The 16,429-nt window shown below is 26.9% G+C and carries 10 protein-coding genes and 1 CRISPR repeat array; all 10 genes read left to right on the forward strand.

All coding sequences use genetic code 11. The annotated features are described in order from the left end of the window. Positions 1 to 174 precede the first annotated feature (174 nt). Positions 175 to 2,601: a CRISPR direct-repeat array (repeat unit 37 nt; unit sequence CTTAATGAGGAATATCCAGTAAAACAAGGATTAAAAC). Positions 2,602 to 2,782: 181 nt separating this feature from the next. The 10 genes from cas1 (at position 2,783) to MTX53_RS04235 (ending at position 16,347) form a co-directional block, all read left to right on the forward strand. Further along, positions 2,783 to 3,769, forward strand: coding sequence for a CRISPR-associated endonuclease Cas1 (gene cas1 / locus MTX53_RS04190; protein WP_244834959.1), 987 nt, complete (start codon positions 2,783 to 2,785; stop codon positions 3,767 to 3,769). Further along, entirely contained in the window at positions 3,769 to 4,059 is a 291-nt protein-coding gene (cas2, locus tag MTX53_RS04195; RefSeq protein WP_244834960.1) for a CRISPR-associated endonuclease Cas2, read from the forward strand. Before cas1 ends, cas2 begins: the two co-directional genes overlap by 1 nt. Continuing rightward, on the forward strand, positions 4,034 to 4,645 hold the full coding sequence (gene cas4, locus MTX53_RS04200) for a CRISPR-associated protein Cas4 (RefSeq protein ID WP_244834961.1): 612 nt from the start codon (positions 4,034 to 4,036) through the stop codon (positions 4,643 to 4,645). Before cas2 ends, cas4 begins: the two co-directional genes overlap by 26 nt. Positions 4,646 to 4,667: 22 nt before the next feature. Then, the gene (locus MTX53_RS04205) at positions 4,668 to 6,332 is read left to right on the forward strand and encodes a TIGR02556 family CRISPR-associated protein (protein ID WP_244834962.1); all 1,665 of its coding nucleotides are present in this window, start codon (positions 4,668 to 4,670) and stop codon (positions 6,330 to 6,332) included. Beyond that, positions 6,333 to 7,214, forward strand: coding sequence for a type I-B CRISPR-associated protein Cas7/Csh2 (cas7b, locus tag MTX53_RS04210; RefSeq protein WP_244834963.1), 882 nt, complete (start codon positions 6,333 to 6,335; stop codon positions 7,212 to 7,214). Positions 7,215 to 7,232: 18 nt separating this feature from the next. Then, on the forward strand, positions 7,233 to 7,898 hold the full coding sequence (gene cas5b / locus MTX53_RS04215; RefSeq protein WP_244834964.1) for a type I-B CRISPR-associated protein Cas5b: 666 nt from the start codon (positions 7,233 to 7,235) through the stop codon (positions 7,896 to 7,898). Then, on the forward strand, positions 7,882 to 10,179 hold the full coding sequence (gene cas3, locus MTX53_RS04220) for a CRISPR-associated helicase Cas3' (RefSeq protein ID WP_244834965.1): 2,298 nt from the start codon (positions 7,882 to 7,884) through the stop codon (positions 10,177 to 10,179). The genes cas5b and cas3 overlap by 17 nt, the downstream gene beginning before the upstream one ends. A 17-nt stretch (positions 10,180 to 10,196) precedes the next feature. Beyond that, complete coding sequence (locus MTX53_RS04225; protein ID WP_244834966.1) at positions 10,197 to 10,850, forward strand: CRISPR-associated endonuclease Cas6; 654 nt, start codon at positions 10,197 to 10,199, stop codon at positions 10,848 to 10,850. Between the two features lie 221 nt (positions 10,851 to 11,071). Further along, positions 11,072 to 14,515: a pyruvate carboxylase gene (locus MTX53_RS04230; RefSeq protein WP_244834967.1), complete on the forward strand. Its 3,444-nt coding sequence runs from the start codon at positions 11,072 to 11,074 to the stop codon at positions 14,513 to 14,515. Positions 14,516 to 14,697: 182 nt separating this feature from the next. Further along, complete coding sequence (locus tag MTX53_RS04235; RefSeq protein ID WP_244834968.1) at positions 14,698 to 16,347, forward strand: EAL domain-containing response regulator; 1,650 nt, start codon at positions 14,698 to 14,700, stop codon at positions 16,345 to 16,347. The last annotated feature ends 82 nt before the right edge of the window (positions 16,348 to 16,429 follow it).

A 16,429-nucleotide genomic window follows, 5' to 3' on the forward strand; every position in this document is an offset into this window, starting at 1 on the left:
AAATCTGATTTTTTGAACATCTGATAAATACTAGCTTGAGAGTTATTTATAGGTATGTAAAGCTATATAAAAAAACTTCAATTATGCTATTTTATTTATGAAAAAATTGAATTCTAGGCTAGTCTCAAAATCGGTATGAGCAGTTAAAAACACTAAGATTTATTAAATTTTGCTCTTAATGAGGAATATCCAGTAAAACAAGGATTAAAACCAGAAAAGGCAAGAAGATAAAGAAAGCTACTAAGGCTTAATGAGGAATATCCAGTAAAACAAGGATTAAAACACTTGAAAGCCTTTGTAATCAATTAATGCTGCTCCTCTTAATGAGGAATATCCAGTAAAACAAGGATTAAAACTATTCTTCTTCTGACACCTGGTAAGTTTGCCCTGTCCTTAATGAGGAATATCCAGTAAAACAAGGATTAAAACTATTTCCCTATTCCTAAGTATCCTACATTACATAACTTAATGAGGAATATCCAGTAAAACAAGGATTAAAACTATCTAAGTCTTAAATTAAAAGGTGGATTACCAATCTTAATGAGGAATATCCAGTAAAACAAGGATTAAAACTCATTAACAGTATTAATTATGTTGATTATTTCTAACCTTAATGAGGAATATCCAGTAAAACAAGGATTAAAACGTGCAGTCTTTTGGCTTATCAAACCTGCATTAAACTTAATGAGGAATATCCAGTAAAACAAGGATTAAAACTCTCTTATATATTTTGAAGTATAGTTACATATGTCCTTAATGAGGAATATCCAGTAAAACAAGGATTAAAACTAATAGCTTTCAGCCTAGTATTTTCTTCCTCAAGCTTAATGAGGAATATCCAGTAAAACAAGGATTAAAACAACACAATTAATACACTATTATTTGCTCAACAAATTCTTAATGAGGAATATCCAGTAAAACAAGGATTAAAACATATGGCTAACAGTGTTTGGTTACATTGTTATAGCTTAATGAGGAATATCCAGTAAAACAAGGATTAAAACTACAGAAGCTTGTAGACGAAGAAGCACAATATAGCTTAATGAGGAATATCCAGTAAAACAAGGATTAAAACCTAAAGAATGAAGATATAATTTCTCTTTGTAATGGCTTAATGAGGAATATCCAGTAAAACAAGGATTAAAACTAAGCGTAAATGAGCAGTTCGATACTAGCTCCCCGACTTAATGAGGAATATCCAGTAAAACAAGGATTAAAACTAAAAAATGAAGAAATAAAATCGGACGGTACATATGCTTAATGAGGAATATCCAGTAAAACAAGGATTAAAACTTAATTGCCCTTTGTTAAATACATCAATAAATTGTTCTTAATGAGGAATATCCAGTAAAACAAGGATTAAAACAGCAGTAGACATTATAAACAGGCTTATTTTTTATGCCTTAATGAGGAATATCCAGTAAAACAAGGATTAAAACTATATACCTACAATGAGTTGGAGTGCATTTAATACCTTAATGAGGAATATCCAGTAAAACAAGGATTAAAACTAATTGAAGATATAGAAACAGATAAAGACCATATCTTAATGAGGAATATCCAGTAAAACAAGGATTAAAACATTTAGCACTTAAAGTATTAATAGAAAATATAAGGACTTAATGAGGAATATCCAGTAAAACAAGGATTAAAACTAGAAATCCCGCTGCTACAGATAAAATAATTATAGACTTAATGAGGAATATCCAGTAAAACAAGGATTAAAACATGGACTATTTGGAAAGAAAAAAGAAGAAGAATTAAAACTTAATGAGGAATATCCAGTAAAACAAGGATTAAAACTTACCGTCCATTCGTTCATCTATTAATTTATAATCCTTAATGAGGAATATCCAGTAAAACAAGGATTAAAACTTAATTTTATGGAGGTGCTTTTTTATGGCAAAAATCTTAATGAGGAATATCCAGTAAAACAAGGATTAAAACTCCACTTCCTTATACTTATCGCAAAAATCTCTTATACTTAATGAGGAATATCCAGTAAAACAAGGATTAAAACATAAAATTGACTACTGTATTAAATATGTTTTTTATAACTTAATGAGGAATATCCAGTAAAACAAGGATTAAAACTGCTGCACGAGGAAGAAATGGTATAGCCCCAAATGCTTAATGAGGAATATCCAGTAAAACAAGGATTAAAACAATCAACATATCTTAAATTAGAATAACTTAAATCCTTAATGAGGAATATCCAGTAAAACAAGGATTAAAACTTAGGTGGTGGTGGTTCTAGTGATAATCATAATAACTTAATGAGGAATATCCAGTAAAACAAGGATTAAAACCTACAGAAGGAATAAAAATTGGCTCTAGCACCTACAACTTAATGAGGAATATCCAGTAAAACAAGGATTAAAACGGAACAGAGGAATAAAAGATGGAAGAGGTCTATTTCTTAATGAGGAATATCCAGTAAAACAAGGATTAAAACTCTTTTTCTTCTTTTTCTAAAGTTAAAATACCCATGAACTTAATGAGGAATATCCAGTAAAACAAGGATTAAAACAAAAGTCAGCAGGAGACAATTCAGAGCTTCAAAACTTAATGAGGAATATCCAGTAAAACAAGGATTAAAACATAACATACAGACCTTCTTTTTCCCATCCATCAAATGTCTTAATGAGAAAAAACCAATAATATGCTATTATTAATATAAATTAGAAAATTATATCTATTTTTTACATAAACACTTTAAAATGTAAAATAAAAAGGGTATAATCATAAATAATATAAGTTATATAAGTTTGGTGGTGATATTTTGGAATTAGTTATAAACACTAGAGGAGCATATTTGAAAAAAGTGGATGAAAGATTTCAGGTGTGTGTTGATGATATAAAGCAAGAGTTTTCGTGTAAAAAAGTAGAGAGGATATTAATAACTACATCTGTTTTATTAACAACTGATGCTCTTAAACTTGCTATAGAAAATAATATTGATGTAATTCTTCTTGAAAGCAGTGGGAAACCGTTTGCGAGAGTATGGCATTCTAAATTAGGAAGTATTACAACAATAAGAAGAAACCAACTGAAACTTATAGATATTCCATTAGGAACAGAATTAGTAAAGTCATGGATTATTCAAAAGATAGAACTCCAAATTGATAACCTTAAAAAATTGAAATTAAATAGAAACGAAGAAAAAGTATCAATGATAGATAATTCTATTAATGAAATAAATTCACATTTAACTGAATTAAAATTATATCAAAATGTTCCTATAGACATATTAAGGGAGAGTATAGAAGGACATGAAGGAAGTAGTGCACGTATTTATTTTCAGACATTAGGAAAATTGATACCAGAAAAATATAAGTTTGATGGAAGAAGTAGAAATCCTGCACAAGATAAATTTAATTGTATGCTTAATTATGCATATGGAATATTATATTCAAATGTTGAGAGTGCTTGTATAATTGCAGGCCTTGATCCATACATAGGAATTATGCATACAGATAATTATAATAAAAAAGCATTAGTATTTGATATTATTGAAATGTATAGAGGATATATGGATTATATTGTATTTATATTATTTTCAAAAAGACAAGTTAAATCTGATATGTTTGAAAGTGTCGTTGGTGGAGGCTATTGGCTTAATAAATCTGGGAAAGAACTTTTAATATCTAATGTTAATTTAAAATTTGAAGAAAAAATTAAATATAAAGATAAAATGATAAAGCTAAAAAATATTGTTAAGTACGACTGTCATAATATTGCCAATAGAATATTAAAGGAGGTTAAATAATGCTTTATTGGGTTATGTATGATATATCTGATAATAAAATTAGAAATAAAGCAGTAAAAGAATGTAAGAATAAAGGCTTATATAGAGTTCAAAAAAGTATTTTCCTTGGTGAACTTAATAAAAATCAGAAAGATGAACTTAAGATAAAGATGGAAATGCTTATAGATATCGATACAGATTCAATATATATTTTCCCTACTTCTAAGGATAATATTTATGATACAGATATACTTGGAAATGGATTTGACAGGGAGTTGGTTGCAAATGATGTTGTATCAAAATTCCTTTAATGAGTTTGAAAATTATATAATGCCATCAGACATAATAGAATTTATGTATTGCAAAAGATTTACTTATTTTATTAATAATCTTAACATAAGACAATATGAAGAAAAGAGATTTAAAGTTCAAATTGGAAGAGATAAACATCTTGATAAAAAGAATACAACAGCAAATATAATTAGAAAAAGAATTGGTGGGGTTAGTAAGGAACAAGAAAAATATCTTATATCAAAGAAATATAAGATAAAGGGAATAGTTGATGAAATATATTTTTTGAATGATGGAACGTATGCACCTTTAGATTATAAGTTTGCAGAATATAAAGAAAAAGAATTTGAGACATATAGACTTCAGATGGCTTTATATAGTCTTTTAATTGAAGAAATTTATAATACAAAAGTTAAAAAGTTTTTTATTGTTTATATGAGAAGCAAAAATTTATTAAAAGAAAGTGAATTTGATGATAAACTCAGAAAAAAAATAGTGAAAAATATAAAAAGTTATAATAAAGTAATAAATGGGTTTTATCCAGCAGCAACGGGAAGTAAGGCAAGATGTATTGACTGCTGTTATAGGAATATTTGTGAAAAATAAATAAAAAAAGAAGGTGATATTATTGATAAATTCAATTATAAACATCGGAAATTTTTTGAAGAAAAATGATGGTTTAGGCGAAGATGAATTTATAGAATCTATGGTTAATAAAATTGAAGATGATTCCGTAAAAGAAGTGCTTAATATAGAAATAATGGATGACGGAAAAATAAATAGTTCTAGTGAAGAATTTTACAAATATATAACAACAGAAGCTTTATTTTATCAAGTCGGAAAGGGTACTGCTGGAGGAGGAATACGAGCTGATTATTATAAAGAAACTGAAACAAAAAAGTTTGATAAAAAGATTAAATCAGCTTTAGATTTTTGCGAGTGCTCTGAGAGTTTTAATGAAGTAAAAAGTATTATATATAATAGGATTAGTGAATATGGAAAAAATTTTTTTGTAATTATATTAAAAAATGGGAAAACACCAAAAGAAGAATTTAAAGAAAAGTTTTTGAAAAAAATGTATGATGTTTCTTATAAGGTTATTAAGGAAAAGAATAAATGTCACTTTTGTGGTACTACAGGACAATGTTATAACACAACAACATTTAAATTTTATACTAATGATAAGGAGATATATGGCAATGTGAATGATCCTAATAAAAATGGTGTTGTAATGTGTAAAAATTGTCTTTCTTCTATTCTAATTGGAAAAGAGTATGTACAGAAATATCTCACTACATATTGGATGGATAAAAGTGTTATGTTCATTCCTCATAAATTTACGAATAGAATAAGAAGTGTATATGAACAAAGTTTTTTGGATGATAATAAAAAGAAAAATTTTATTAATACAATTTCAAATAATGAAAAAGAAGTATTAAAAGCACTTGGAGAACTTGATACAGAAACGGATATTATTTTTTTCGAAAAAAAAGCAAGTAAAACTTTTTATATATATGATTATATAAATAGTATGCTTCCATCAAGATTTTCTGAGCTTTCAAAACTTTTAGGAAAATATAAAATTTATTTGTTTAACATAGTAAAATATTGTACTGCACTTAAATTTACAGAAAAGAATGTTAGTACAACTTTTAAAGAAAAGATTAGGTTAATTGATAATATATTTAATGGCAGATGTTTTAATCGTAATTTATTTTTTAAGCGTTCTATGCTTATATATAAGTATTTATATTTTAATAAAAATAAAAGTGAAAATGCAAAGTTAAAGTTTTGTGTATCTGAAATAGGTAAAATTTATAATTTTATGGTTGATGTAGGTTGTATAAAGGGAGGTTTTAATATAATGAAAGAGTATCATAATTATAATGAATTATTTGATGAAAACAAAGAATATTTTAATACAAATGAGAAAAAAGCGTGGTTTTTAGTTGGAATGGCTTATAATTATATAAATTATAAAATAAAACTTAAAAATAAAGATGAAGATGGTAATATTGCAGAAAGAAGTTCACTTGATAAGAATTTCTTTTTCGCAAAGAAGTTTGATTTTAGAGATTTTATATCATTTTCAAATCTGTTAAATGATAAGATTTCAAAATATAAAATTGATTCTTTTATGGTAAAAAGTTATATAACAGAAGCAAAAGAGTATATGGCAAAGAAAGAAGATATATTAAGTACAGATGAAGCTAAATATATTTTTTTCTGGGGAATGGATATGTTTTTTAAAAAAGATGACAAAGATGATAATGAAAATAAGGAGGAAAATTAAATGGCTGATACAAGAGAATTTTTATTGTTTACTGATACTGCTATGGCAAATCCCAATGGAGATATGATTAATGAAAATAGACCAAGAATGGATGAGGAAACTGGTAAACTCGAGATGTCAGATGTAAGAATAAAACGATATTTTAGGGATGAAGCAATAAATGAAGGATTAAAAGTTTTTGTAAAATATACTAAAAATGATAAGGGAAAATATCTTGATTGTAAAGGTGTTGCAAAATTAATTAAAGATAAAAATTTAAAAAAAGGTGAAGATTATAAGTTTGAGCAGTTTTTAAAAGATGAGTATATAGATGTGAAATTTTTTGGAGCAGTTGTTACGGATCCTAAATTTAATATAACAGGACCACTTCAGGTAATGTGGAGCAGAAGTATTCATGAAGCAGAAGTGAAGTTTGCACAAGGATCAGCTTCATTTGCATCAAAGGAAGGCGCATCTCAAGGAACAATATGGTCCAAATATTTTACTCCGTATGCATTATTTAGAACATATATGGTATATAATGATATGACTGCTAAAAGACAGAATATTAATGTATCTGAGAAAGATATAGAATCATTTAAAAATATTTTAATAAGTGGAATTAAAAATTATAGAAGTACCTCAAAAAATCAAATGCCTCGTATTTTAGTAGAGGTTATCTATAATAAAAATTACATTGATGGAGAGCTTGATTACGTTGATGCTAAATATAACAAAGAGGATTTAAAATTAAGAGAGATAGATGATTTTACTTTCGATTTTAAAAAACTTAGTGAATATTATGATTCTCATAAAGATTTAATAAAAGAAATAAATGTATATTCTCATCCAAAAGCAAAACTTCAAAATATATCTGAAAAATTTAATATTAAAAATATATAGATGTCAGGATGTGGTTAGATGAACACATTAATTTTTATTGCTTCTGGAGACTATGCACGATTTAGATGCCCATATTCAACAACGTCAGCACTTACGTATACAATAATGCATCCCATAGCTATTAAAGGGTTAGTTGGAGCTATTATGGGAATTGACTATAAAGATCTATATGAATATACAAAAAATATGAAAATTGCAGTTCAGCTTTTAAAACCAGTAAAAAAGGATATACAAAGTTTTAATTATATTGCTCAGACTAAAAATAATGATGCAGCAAATTTTCAGACACGAATAGAATTTCTAAGAGATGTATCATATAGAATTTTTATCTCAGATGATGATGATAAATTATCAAAAATAAAAGATACTTTATTAAATAGAAATTTTATTTTTACTCCATATCTTGGTGCAAGTGAACATATTGCAAAGATAGACTATGAAGCATATTCTGAAGTCAATGATATAAATAATGATAAAGATATATTAGTTGATAGTGCAGTTTTAAAAGAAAATTTAAGTTTAGAAAATAAAACATCATTATATATTGATAGAATACCAATACAAAATAATGAAACTAGAGAATATATTTTATATCAGAATGTAGCTTTTTCATATAATAAAAAGCTTAAAGTTAACTCTAATATGATAAAGAGTGCAGGTGGATATAATGTCTATTTCTTTTAATTTAATTTCACATACTTTTGAAAATAAATCATCACAATTATTAATAGATCATCTTAAAGGAGTAAGAGATATTGCGTTGTATACGGCAAAAGAAAAAGGAATATGTGATGATGATATATTAAATGCGATAGATTTAATTTGTATGTGCCATGATTTTGGGAAAGCAAGTAGATATTTTCAGAATTATATTATAAGCGGAAAATCAACTGAATATAAAGAACATGGTGAAATATCCGCTTATTTTACATATTATATGTTACCAGAAAAATGGAAAATGATTGGATTCATATGTGTAAAACGTCATCATGGTAATATAGATTTGGATGGTAGTTTTTTTCAATGTCAGAATAGAGAAAAATTGATTAAAATCTCTGAAAGTATAAAAAATAATAAAGGTGAGATAGAAAAAATATATGATAAGAATATTGATGAATTTTTCAAAAAAATAGAAGATCAGACTCTTTTTGAAGAAGTGGATGATGACTATTACAACTTATTTTGTGGTGGAAAATCAGTATCTGATTTAGAAGAAAGATTTATTTATATTGAATATATATGGTCAATTCTTTTAACTTCTGACAAAACACAACTTATAAGAGGAAATGTTTTTGAGACGAGAATAATATCTAAAGATAATATTTTTGAAAAGTATAAAGATAATATTAGAAAAAAATTTATAAAGAAAGTTCCGAATATAGGTGATAATAAGTTATTTAAAATTAGAAATTATATATTTAATCAGGTAAAAGATAACATAAATACTCTTAATATTGACAAAAATAAAATTTTATCTTTAAATGTACCAACAGGGACTGGTAAGACTATTGCTGCATATGAGGCAGCATATATTTTATCTTTAAGATTAAAAAAAGAAAAAGATATATCTTCAAATATAATATATACGGTTCCTTTTATGAGTATAATAGATCAAAATTATGATGTCCTTAAGAGTATTTTTAATTTTAATAATATACCTATTTCGAGTGATTTATTATTAAAGCATCATTCTATGACACCGCTTAGATATAAGGACTGTGAAAATATAGAATATAAAAATTATGATGCAAGATTTTTAGTAGAAAACTGGCAAAGCACTGTAATAACAACTACATTTATACAATTGTTTAATACTATATTTAAACCCGGAATAAATTCAATAGTGAATAGGTTTAATAGACTTACTGGTTCAATTATAATTTTAGATGAGGTTCAGTCACTTGCCCCTAAATATTATAAAATAATAGAAGATATATTTAATATATTATGTGAAAAATTTAATTGTTACATAATAACAGTAACTGAAACTAAGCCATTATTTCTTCAAGGAAAGGATCTTGTATCAGATAGTAAAAATATTTTTGATAATATGGATCGTATAGTTTTAGAAAATCATACTGAAAAGGCACTTAAAATTTCTGAATTTAAAAATCTTCTTTTAACTGATATAAGGTCAGTTAAAGGGAAGAGTATTTTAATTATTTTAAATACAGTAAAATCAGCTTTAGAAGTTTATAAGTATTTAAATGATGAACTTGGCGAAAATTATAAAGTATTATATCTTAGTACGCAAATAATACCATTAGTAAGACTAAAAATAATAAAGTCTGTTAAAGAAAGTTCTAAGAATTGCATATTAATATCAACTCAGCTTATTGAAGCAGGAGTTGATATTGATTTTGATATTGTTTATCGAGATATTGCACCCCTCTCATCGATTAATCAATCAGCGGGAAGAGCAAATAGAAATGCAATTAAAGGAAAAGGCATAGTTAAAATTTATAAACTTGTTGATAAGAATGATAAAATGTTTGCAGGATATATTTATTCGAAGCCTCTTCTGGAAGTAACATTAAAAATATTAGAGGAAAAGAAAAAAGTAAATGAAAATGAATTATGGAATATAAATAATCAATATTTTAATAATTTAAACAAAGTAACAAAACATAAATGTAAAGAAGAATATGAAAAATATTGCAATTATTTTAAAAGATTAAATTTTAATAAAATACGAGAATTTAAACTCATAGATGATCTTCCATTTAAAGTTGATGTATTTATAAGATATGATGAAAATGTTGAAAAAGATATAGATATAATAGAAAGCGATGCTGATTATCAGAAAAAAGTAAATGCATGGAGAGATCTTAATAAATATAGAATTTCAGTAGATAGAGATTTAATAAATAATATAGGCACAGAGATAATAGGATATACATTTATTAATAAAGAAGATTATGATGATACTTATGGAATTAAAAATAGAACTGTAAGTATAATTTAAAAGAAGGAATATATTAAATGGAAATAAAGGTTTGTAAGATAGAATTAGAAGATTTAAAATTATCTTCTTCATACGCTGCTAAAATAAGAGGGTATGTTGGAAATAAATATAGAGAGTATACAATTTTGCATAATCATTTGCAGGATAAATTTATATATAGATATCCTAAAGTTCAATATAAGGTAATAAAAAATAAACCTATTATTATAGGAATAAATGAAGCAACAGATATTATAAGTAATATTGCATTAAAGGATGATAAAATTATATTAAATGACAAAGAATATAATATATATCAAAAGAAAATTGAAAAGTATACTCAAGATATAAAAACAGTAGACGATTATGTAACGTATGAATTTTTAACTCCATGGGTAGCACTTAATCAGAATAATATATCTAAGTACGATAAAAGTAATAATATAGAAAAAGAAGATTTATTAAAAAAGATTCTTATAGGAAATGTACTTTCACTTGCAAAAGGATTAGATTATACGATTGATAAGAAAATTAACTGCTGGATAAATTTAAGCGAAGTTTATGTTAAATTAAAAGGAATAAAACATAAAGCATTTAAAGGACAATTTAAAATTAATATTGAAATTCCAGATTATTTTGGTGTTGGTAAATCTGTATCAAGAGGATTTGGCGCTATAAAAAAATTAAATTAATTTCTAGTTGAAAAATTACTATATAAAATGTATGATACTTTTTAAAGTTTCAAATAATACGAATAATTAATAAAAAAAGTGGGATAACATTAGCCATGTTAGAAATATTTCTAAGAAAATCTATTAAAATGTAACAAAAATATGATATAATTTAAATTAGATTTTTAGAAAAGATGAAAAAAGTACGTATGATAATTATTTATATAAAGGAGTTGTTTTAATTGGCAAAGAACTTTAAAAGGGTTTTAGTTGCAAATAGAGGCGAAATTGCAATTAGAATTTTCAGAGCATGTCACGAACTTGGAATAAGAACTGTGGCTATTTATACAGAAGAGGATAAGTATTCTCTTTTTAGAACTAAGGCTCATGAGTCATATTTAATAGGAAGAAATAAAGGACCTGTTGAAGCATATTTAAATATGGATGAAATTATAAAACTTGCTGTTAACAAGCATGTTGATGCTATTCATCCAGGTTATGGTTTCTTATCTGAAAATCCTGAATTTGCAAGAAGATGCGAAGAGGCAGGAATTGAGTTTATTGGACCTAAACCTCAAATGATGGAAAAGCTTGGAGATAAGATTCAGTCAAAGCTTGTTGCTGAAAGCGTTGGAGTGCCTGTTATACCAGGACTTGAAAAACCGGTTGAAAATGAAGAAGAAGCTTTAAAGGCTGCCAAGTATTGTGGATATCCTGTTATGGTTAAGGCTGCTGCTGGTGGTGGTGGAAGAGGAATGAGAATAGTAAGAAAAGAAGAAGATCTCATTGCAAATTATAAAACTGCCAAAAATGAAGCAAAAAAAGCATTCGGCATAGATGATATTTATATTGAAAAGTATATAGAAGGACCAAAGCATATAGAAGTTCAGGTTCTTGGTGATAAATACGGAAATATAGTTCATCTTTATGAAAGAGACTGCTCAATTCAAAGAAGACATCAGAAGGTAATTGAATTTACTCCATCACTTGTTTTAAGTGATGAAAAGAGAAATGAAATTTGCACCGATGCTCTTAAGATTGCTAAATCTGTAAATTATAGAAGTGCGGGAACATTAGAGTTTTTAGTTGATAGAAATGGAAATCACTATTTCATAGAAATGAATCCAAGAATTCAGGTTGAACATACTGTAACTGAAATGATAACAGGAATTGATATAGTTCAAAGCCAAATTTTAGTTGCTGAAGGATATGAATTAGGTTCTAAAGAAATTGGAATAGAATCTCAAGATGCTATAAATCCAAGAGGATATGCAATTCAGTGCAGAATTACAACAGAAGATCCTTCAAATAACTTTGCGCCTGATACAGGAAAAATAGATGTTTATAGAAGCGGTGCAGGATTTGGAATAAGACAAGATGGAGGAAATGGATTTACAGGAGCTATTATAAGTCCTTATTATGATAGCCTTCTTGTAAAAACAACAGCTCATTCAAGAACTTTTGAAGATGCAATAAGAAAGTCTATTCGTTCAATTAAAGAGCTTACAATATCAGGAGTTAAAACTAATATTGATTTCCTTATAAATGTTCTTAACAATGAACAGTTTAAGAAAGGTACATGTGATACAAACTTTATTTCTGATAATCCACAGCTTTTTGATATTTCACCAAAAACTGATGAAGAACAGAGTATTCTTGAATTTATCGGAAATACAATTGTAAATGTAACTAAAGGAAAGAAGAAAGAATTTGATGTCCCTGTTATTCCTCATGTAAGTGGAGAGACTGTAAAAACTTTAACAGGAACAAAGCAGATTCTTGATGAAAAAGGACCTCAGGGAGTTGTTGATTACATAAAAAATGAAAAGAAACTTCTTTTAACAGATACAACAATGAGAGATGCACAGCAGTCACTTCTTGCTACAAGAGTAAGAAGCGTTGATATGAGCAAAATTGCAAAATCTACAGCATATTATGGAAAAGACTTATTCTCACTTGAAATGTGGGGAGGTGCAACTTTTGATACTGCATATAGATTCCTTAAAGAATCACCATGGCAGAGACTTGATTCATTAAGAAAGAGAATTCCAAACGTAATGTTTCAGATGCTTATAAGAGGATCAAATGGTGTTGGATATAAGAATTATCCTGATAATGTTATAAGAGAATTTATTAAAGAAAGTGCAAAAGGCGGAATTGATATTTTCAGAATATTTGATTCATTAAACTGGCTTAAAGGTGTAGAAGTTCCTCTTGATGAAGTTTTAAAGGCAGGAAAAGTTGCTGAAGTTGCATTATGCTATACTGGTGATATATTAGATGAAAAACGTGATAAGTATTCACTTGATTATTATGTAAGAAAAGCTAAAGAAATTGAAAAGATGGGAGCTCATATTCTTGGAATAAAAGATATGTCAGCACTTTTAAAGCCTTATGCAGCTAAGAAACTTATTAAGGCACTTAAAAATGAGATTTCAATTCCAATTCATTTACATACACATGATACAACAGGAAACGGTGTTGCAACTATACTTATGGCAGCAGATGCAGGTGTTGATATAGTTGATACTGCATTAAACAGTATGTCAGGACTTACAAGTCAGCCTGCTCTTAATTCAGTTGTAGCAGCACTTAAAAATACAGATAGAGATACTAAAATTGATCTTTCTGGAATTCAAAAGCTTTCAGAATATTGGGAAGCTGTAAGACCTGTTTATAGTGAATATGAATCAGATTTAAAATCTGGAAGTACTGAAATTTATGATTATGAAATTCCAGGAGGCCAGTATTCAAATTTAAAACCACAGGCAGAAAGTTTTGGACTTGGAAATAAGTTTGATGATATTAAAAAGATGTATAGTGATGTAAATACAATGCTTGGAGATATAATTAAGGTTACACCTTCATCAAAGATGGTTGGAGATATGGCAATATTCATGGTTCAAAATGATTTAACTCCTGAAAATGTATATGAAAAAGCTAAGAATCTTCCATTCCCAGACTCAGTAGTTTCATATTTTAAAGGAATGATGGGACAGCCAGAAGGAGGATTCCCAGAGAAACTTCAAAAGCTTGTTCTTAAGGGAGAAAAGCCTATAACAGTAAGACCTGGAGAACTTCTTGAAGATGAAGATTTTGATAAAATATCTAAGTATTTAGAAGATAAATATAAATTCAAACCTTCAAAGAGAGATATATTAAGCTATGCATTATATCCTCAGGTATTTGAAGATTTTATAAAGCATGTTATTAAGTACGGTGAAGTAAGACTTATGGGAAGTGATATATTCTTCCATGGTCTTGCAGAAGGTGAAACAAGCGAAATAGAAGTTAAAGAAGGAAAAATACTTATTGTTCAGTTAATTGAAATTGGAAAGCTTGATAATTCTGGATTTAGAACTTTAGAATTTGAAATTAACGGAAACAGAAGAACAATAAAGATTAAAGATAGAGCTGAAAGAGTAGAGGCTAACTTAAGTGAGGACTCAGTAATTATAGCAGACAGTGAAAATCCTATGGAAATTGGTTCAAGTATACCAGGAAATGTTATAAAAGTTCTTGCAAAAGAAGGTGATGAGGTTAAAGAAGGAGATAGTCTTATAGTTGTTGAAGCAATGAAGATGGAAACAAATGTTGTGGCATCAGCAGATGGAGTAGTAGAGAAGGTTTTAGCAAAAGAAGGACATCAGGTTAAAAAAGGAGAACTTCTTGTAAAACTCAAGTAGTTTTTAAAGATATTATAGAAAGCAACTGATAATTATATAATTTTTCAGTTGCTTTTTAATTTTATAATTTATTAAATTGACTACAAATTATTAAAATGATAATATATTCATATTAAACTGCTATTTTGTAATTATAATAAGATGTTTAATAAAGACCACTTATTGGGGGAGTGAACATAATAATGGAAACAAAAAACAGCGTATTATATATTTCAAAAGAAAAATTTGAGACAGATTATTTTGCAAAAATGCTTGACGATAATTATATGATTTATAAAACAAAAGATGAAAAAGAAAGCTTTCGCTTATTAAACGATGCAAAATGCAATATAGCAGTAATTATAATAAGAGTATCTGAATTTAATAAAAAATGGTCTGACTTTATTGGAATGGTTACTGACAATTGGAAGTCGCATATGATTCCAATAATAATAGTTACAAAATCAAAAATAAAGAGTGATGAGATACGATTCTTAGAAAGTGGAATTACTGATTATATAACAGAACCTATTGATGGAGATATTTTTAGATTAAGAGTAGATAATATAATTAATTCTAGAAGAACATCTTCCATTTCAAATAATAGGATAATCGATAATTTAACACTTCTTCTTACCAAAAACAGCTTTTATAAGAAAGCTTCATATCTATTAAAAAATAATCCTGACACAGAGTATGACATTATTTGTAGCGATATTGATGATTTTCAGTTTATAAATGTAATGTTTGGAATAAAAAAAGGCGATGAAATTTTAAAAAAAATTGCAAAGAAATATGTTGATAATATAGATGAAGATGAGATATGTGCAAGAGTTGGAATTGATCATTTTATGGCACTTATAAAGCGAAAAGGCAAAGAAAATCAAAAGTTTTTAGATAAGTTAACTCTTAAAGATGAAGATGAACATTGTTTAAAAAATTTAGATATAAAATTTGGATTATTTAAAATAAAAAATAGAGATATGGATGTATCTGAAATGTGTGATAGAGCATACATAGCTCTTAAAACAATAAAGAAAAAATATGGTATGCAGTTTGCGTGGTATAACGAAGAACTATATTTAAAACTTTTAAATGAGCAATGCATAATAAAAAATATGGAGGAAGCTCTTTTAAATCATAATTTTAAAGTTTTTTTTCAGCCTAAATATAATATAGATAATAATAAAATAATTGGAGCTGAGGCACTTGTAAGATGGATTCATCCTAAAAGGGGAATAATTCCTCCACTTAACTTTATCCCTATTTTTGAGAAGAATGGTTTTATAACAAAGCTTGATTTATATGTTTTAGAAGAAGTTTGCAAGATGATTAGAATATGGTTAGATAAAGGATATTCTGTAGTCCCTATATCTGTCAATATATCAAGAAAAGATATACATGAACTTGATCTTGTTAAGGTAATAAATAAACTTTTACTTAAATATAATCTTAGCTGTGAATATATACATATAGAAATAACAGAATCTGCATATACAGATGATCCAGAAAATATTATAGAGAAGGTAAAAGATTTAAGAAATAGTGGTATATTAATTGAAATGGATGATTTTGGGAAAGGATATTCGTCTTTGAATATGTTAAGTGATCTTCCAATTGATATGCTTAAGCTTGATGCAAGTTTTATAAAAAAAGATTTTAATGATATTAATAATAGAAATATATTAAGTTTTATAATAAGTCTTGCAAAATCTATGAATCTTAAGGTTATTGCAGAAGGTGTTGAAACAAGAGAGCAGATTGAAAGACTTAAAAAACTTAAATGTAGTTTTGTACAAGGATATTTTTATTCAAAACCTGTTCCCGCTGATGAATTTTCATCTTTTTTATAAGAATTTATACGAAATAATAATTAAATATTTTATGATATTAAAAAAATAGCCTCAGCTAAAAGCTGAAGCTATTTTTTAAAAA

It is taken from the genome of Clostridium sp. BJN0001 (assembly GCF_022869825.1).
Taxonomy (GTDB): domain Bacteria; phylum Bacillota; class Clostridia; order Clostridiales; family Clostridiaceae; genus Clostridium.

Excerpts from the sequence above, each read along its gene's own strand:
- cas2 (WP_244834960.1), top strand. The coding sequence starts at position 3,769 with ATGCTTTATTGGGTTATGTATGATATATCTGATAATAAAATTAGAAAT.
- cas4 (WP_244834961.1), top strand. The coding sequence starts at position 4,034 with ATGATGTTGTATCAAAATTCCTTTAATGAGTTTGAAAATTATATAATG.
- cas7b (WP_244834963.1), top strand. The coding sequence starts at position 6,333 with ATGGCTGATACAAGAGAATTTTTATTGTTTACTGATACTGCTATGGCA.
- cas5b (WP_244834964.1), top strand. The coding sequence starts at position 7,233 with ATGAACACATTAATTTTTATTGCTTCTGGAGACTATGCACGATTTAGA.
- cas3 (WP_244834965.1), top strand. The coding sequence starts at position 7,882 with ATGTCTATTTCTTTTAATTTAATTTCACATACTTTTGAAAATAAATCA.
- MTX53_RS04225 (WP_244834966.1), top strand. The coding sequence starts at position 10,197 with ATGGAAATAAAGGTTTGTAAGATAGAATTAGAAGATTTAAAATTATCT.
- MTX53_RS04235 (WP_244834968.1), top strand. The coding sequence starts at position 14,698 with ATGGAAACAAAAAACAGCGTATTATATATTTCAAAAGAAAAATTTGAG.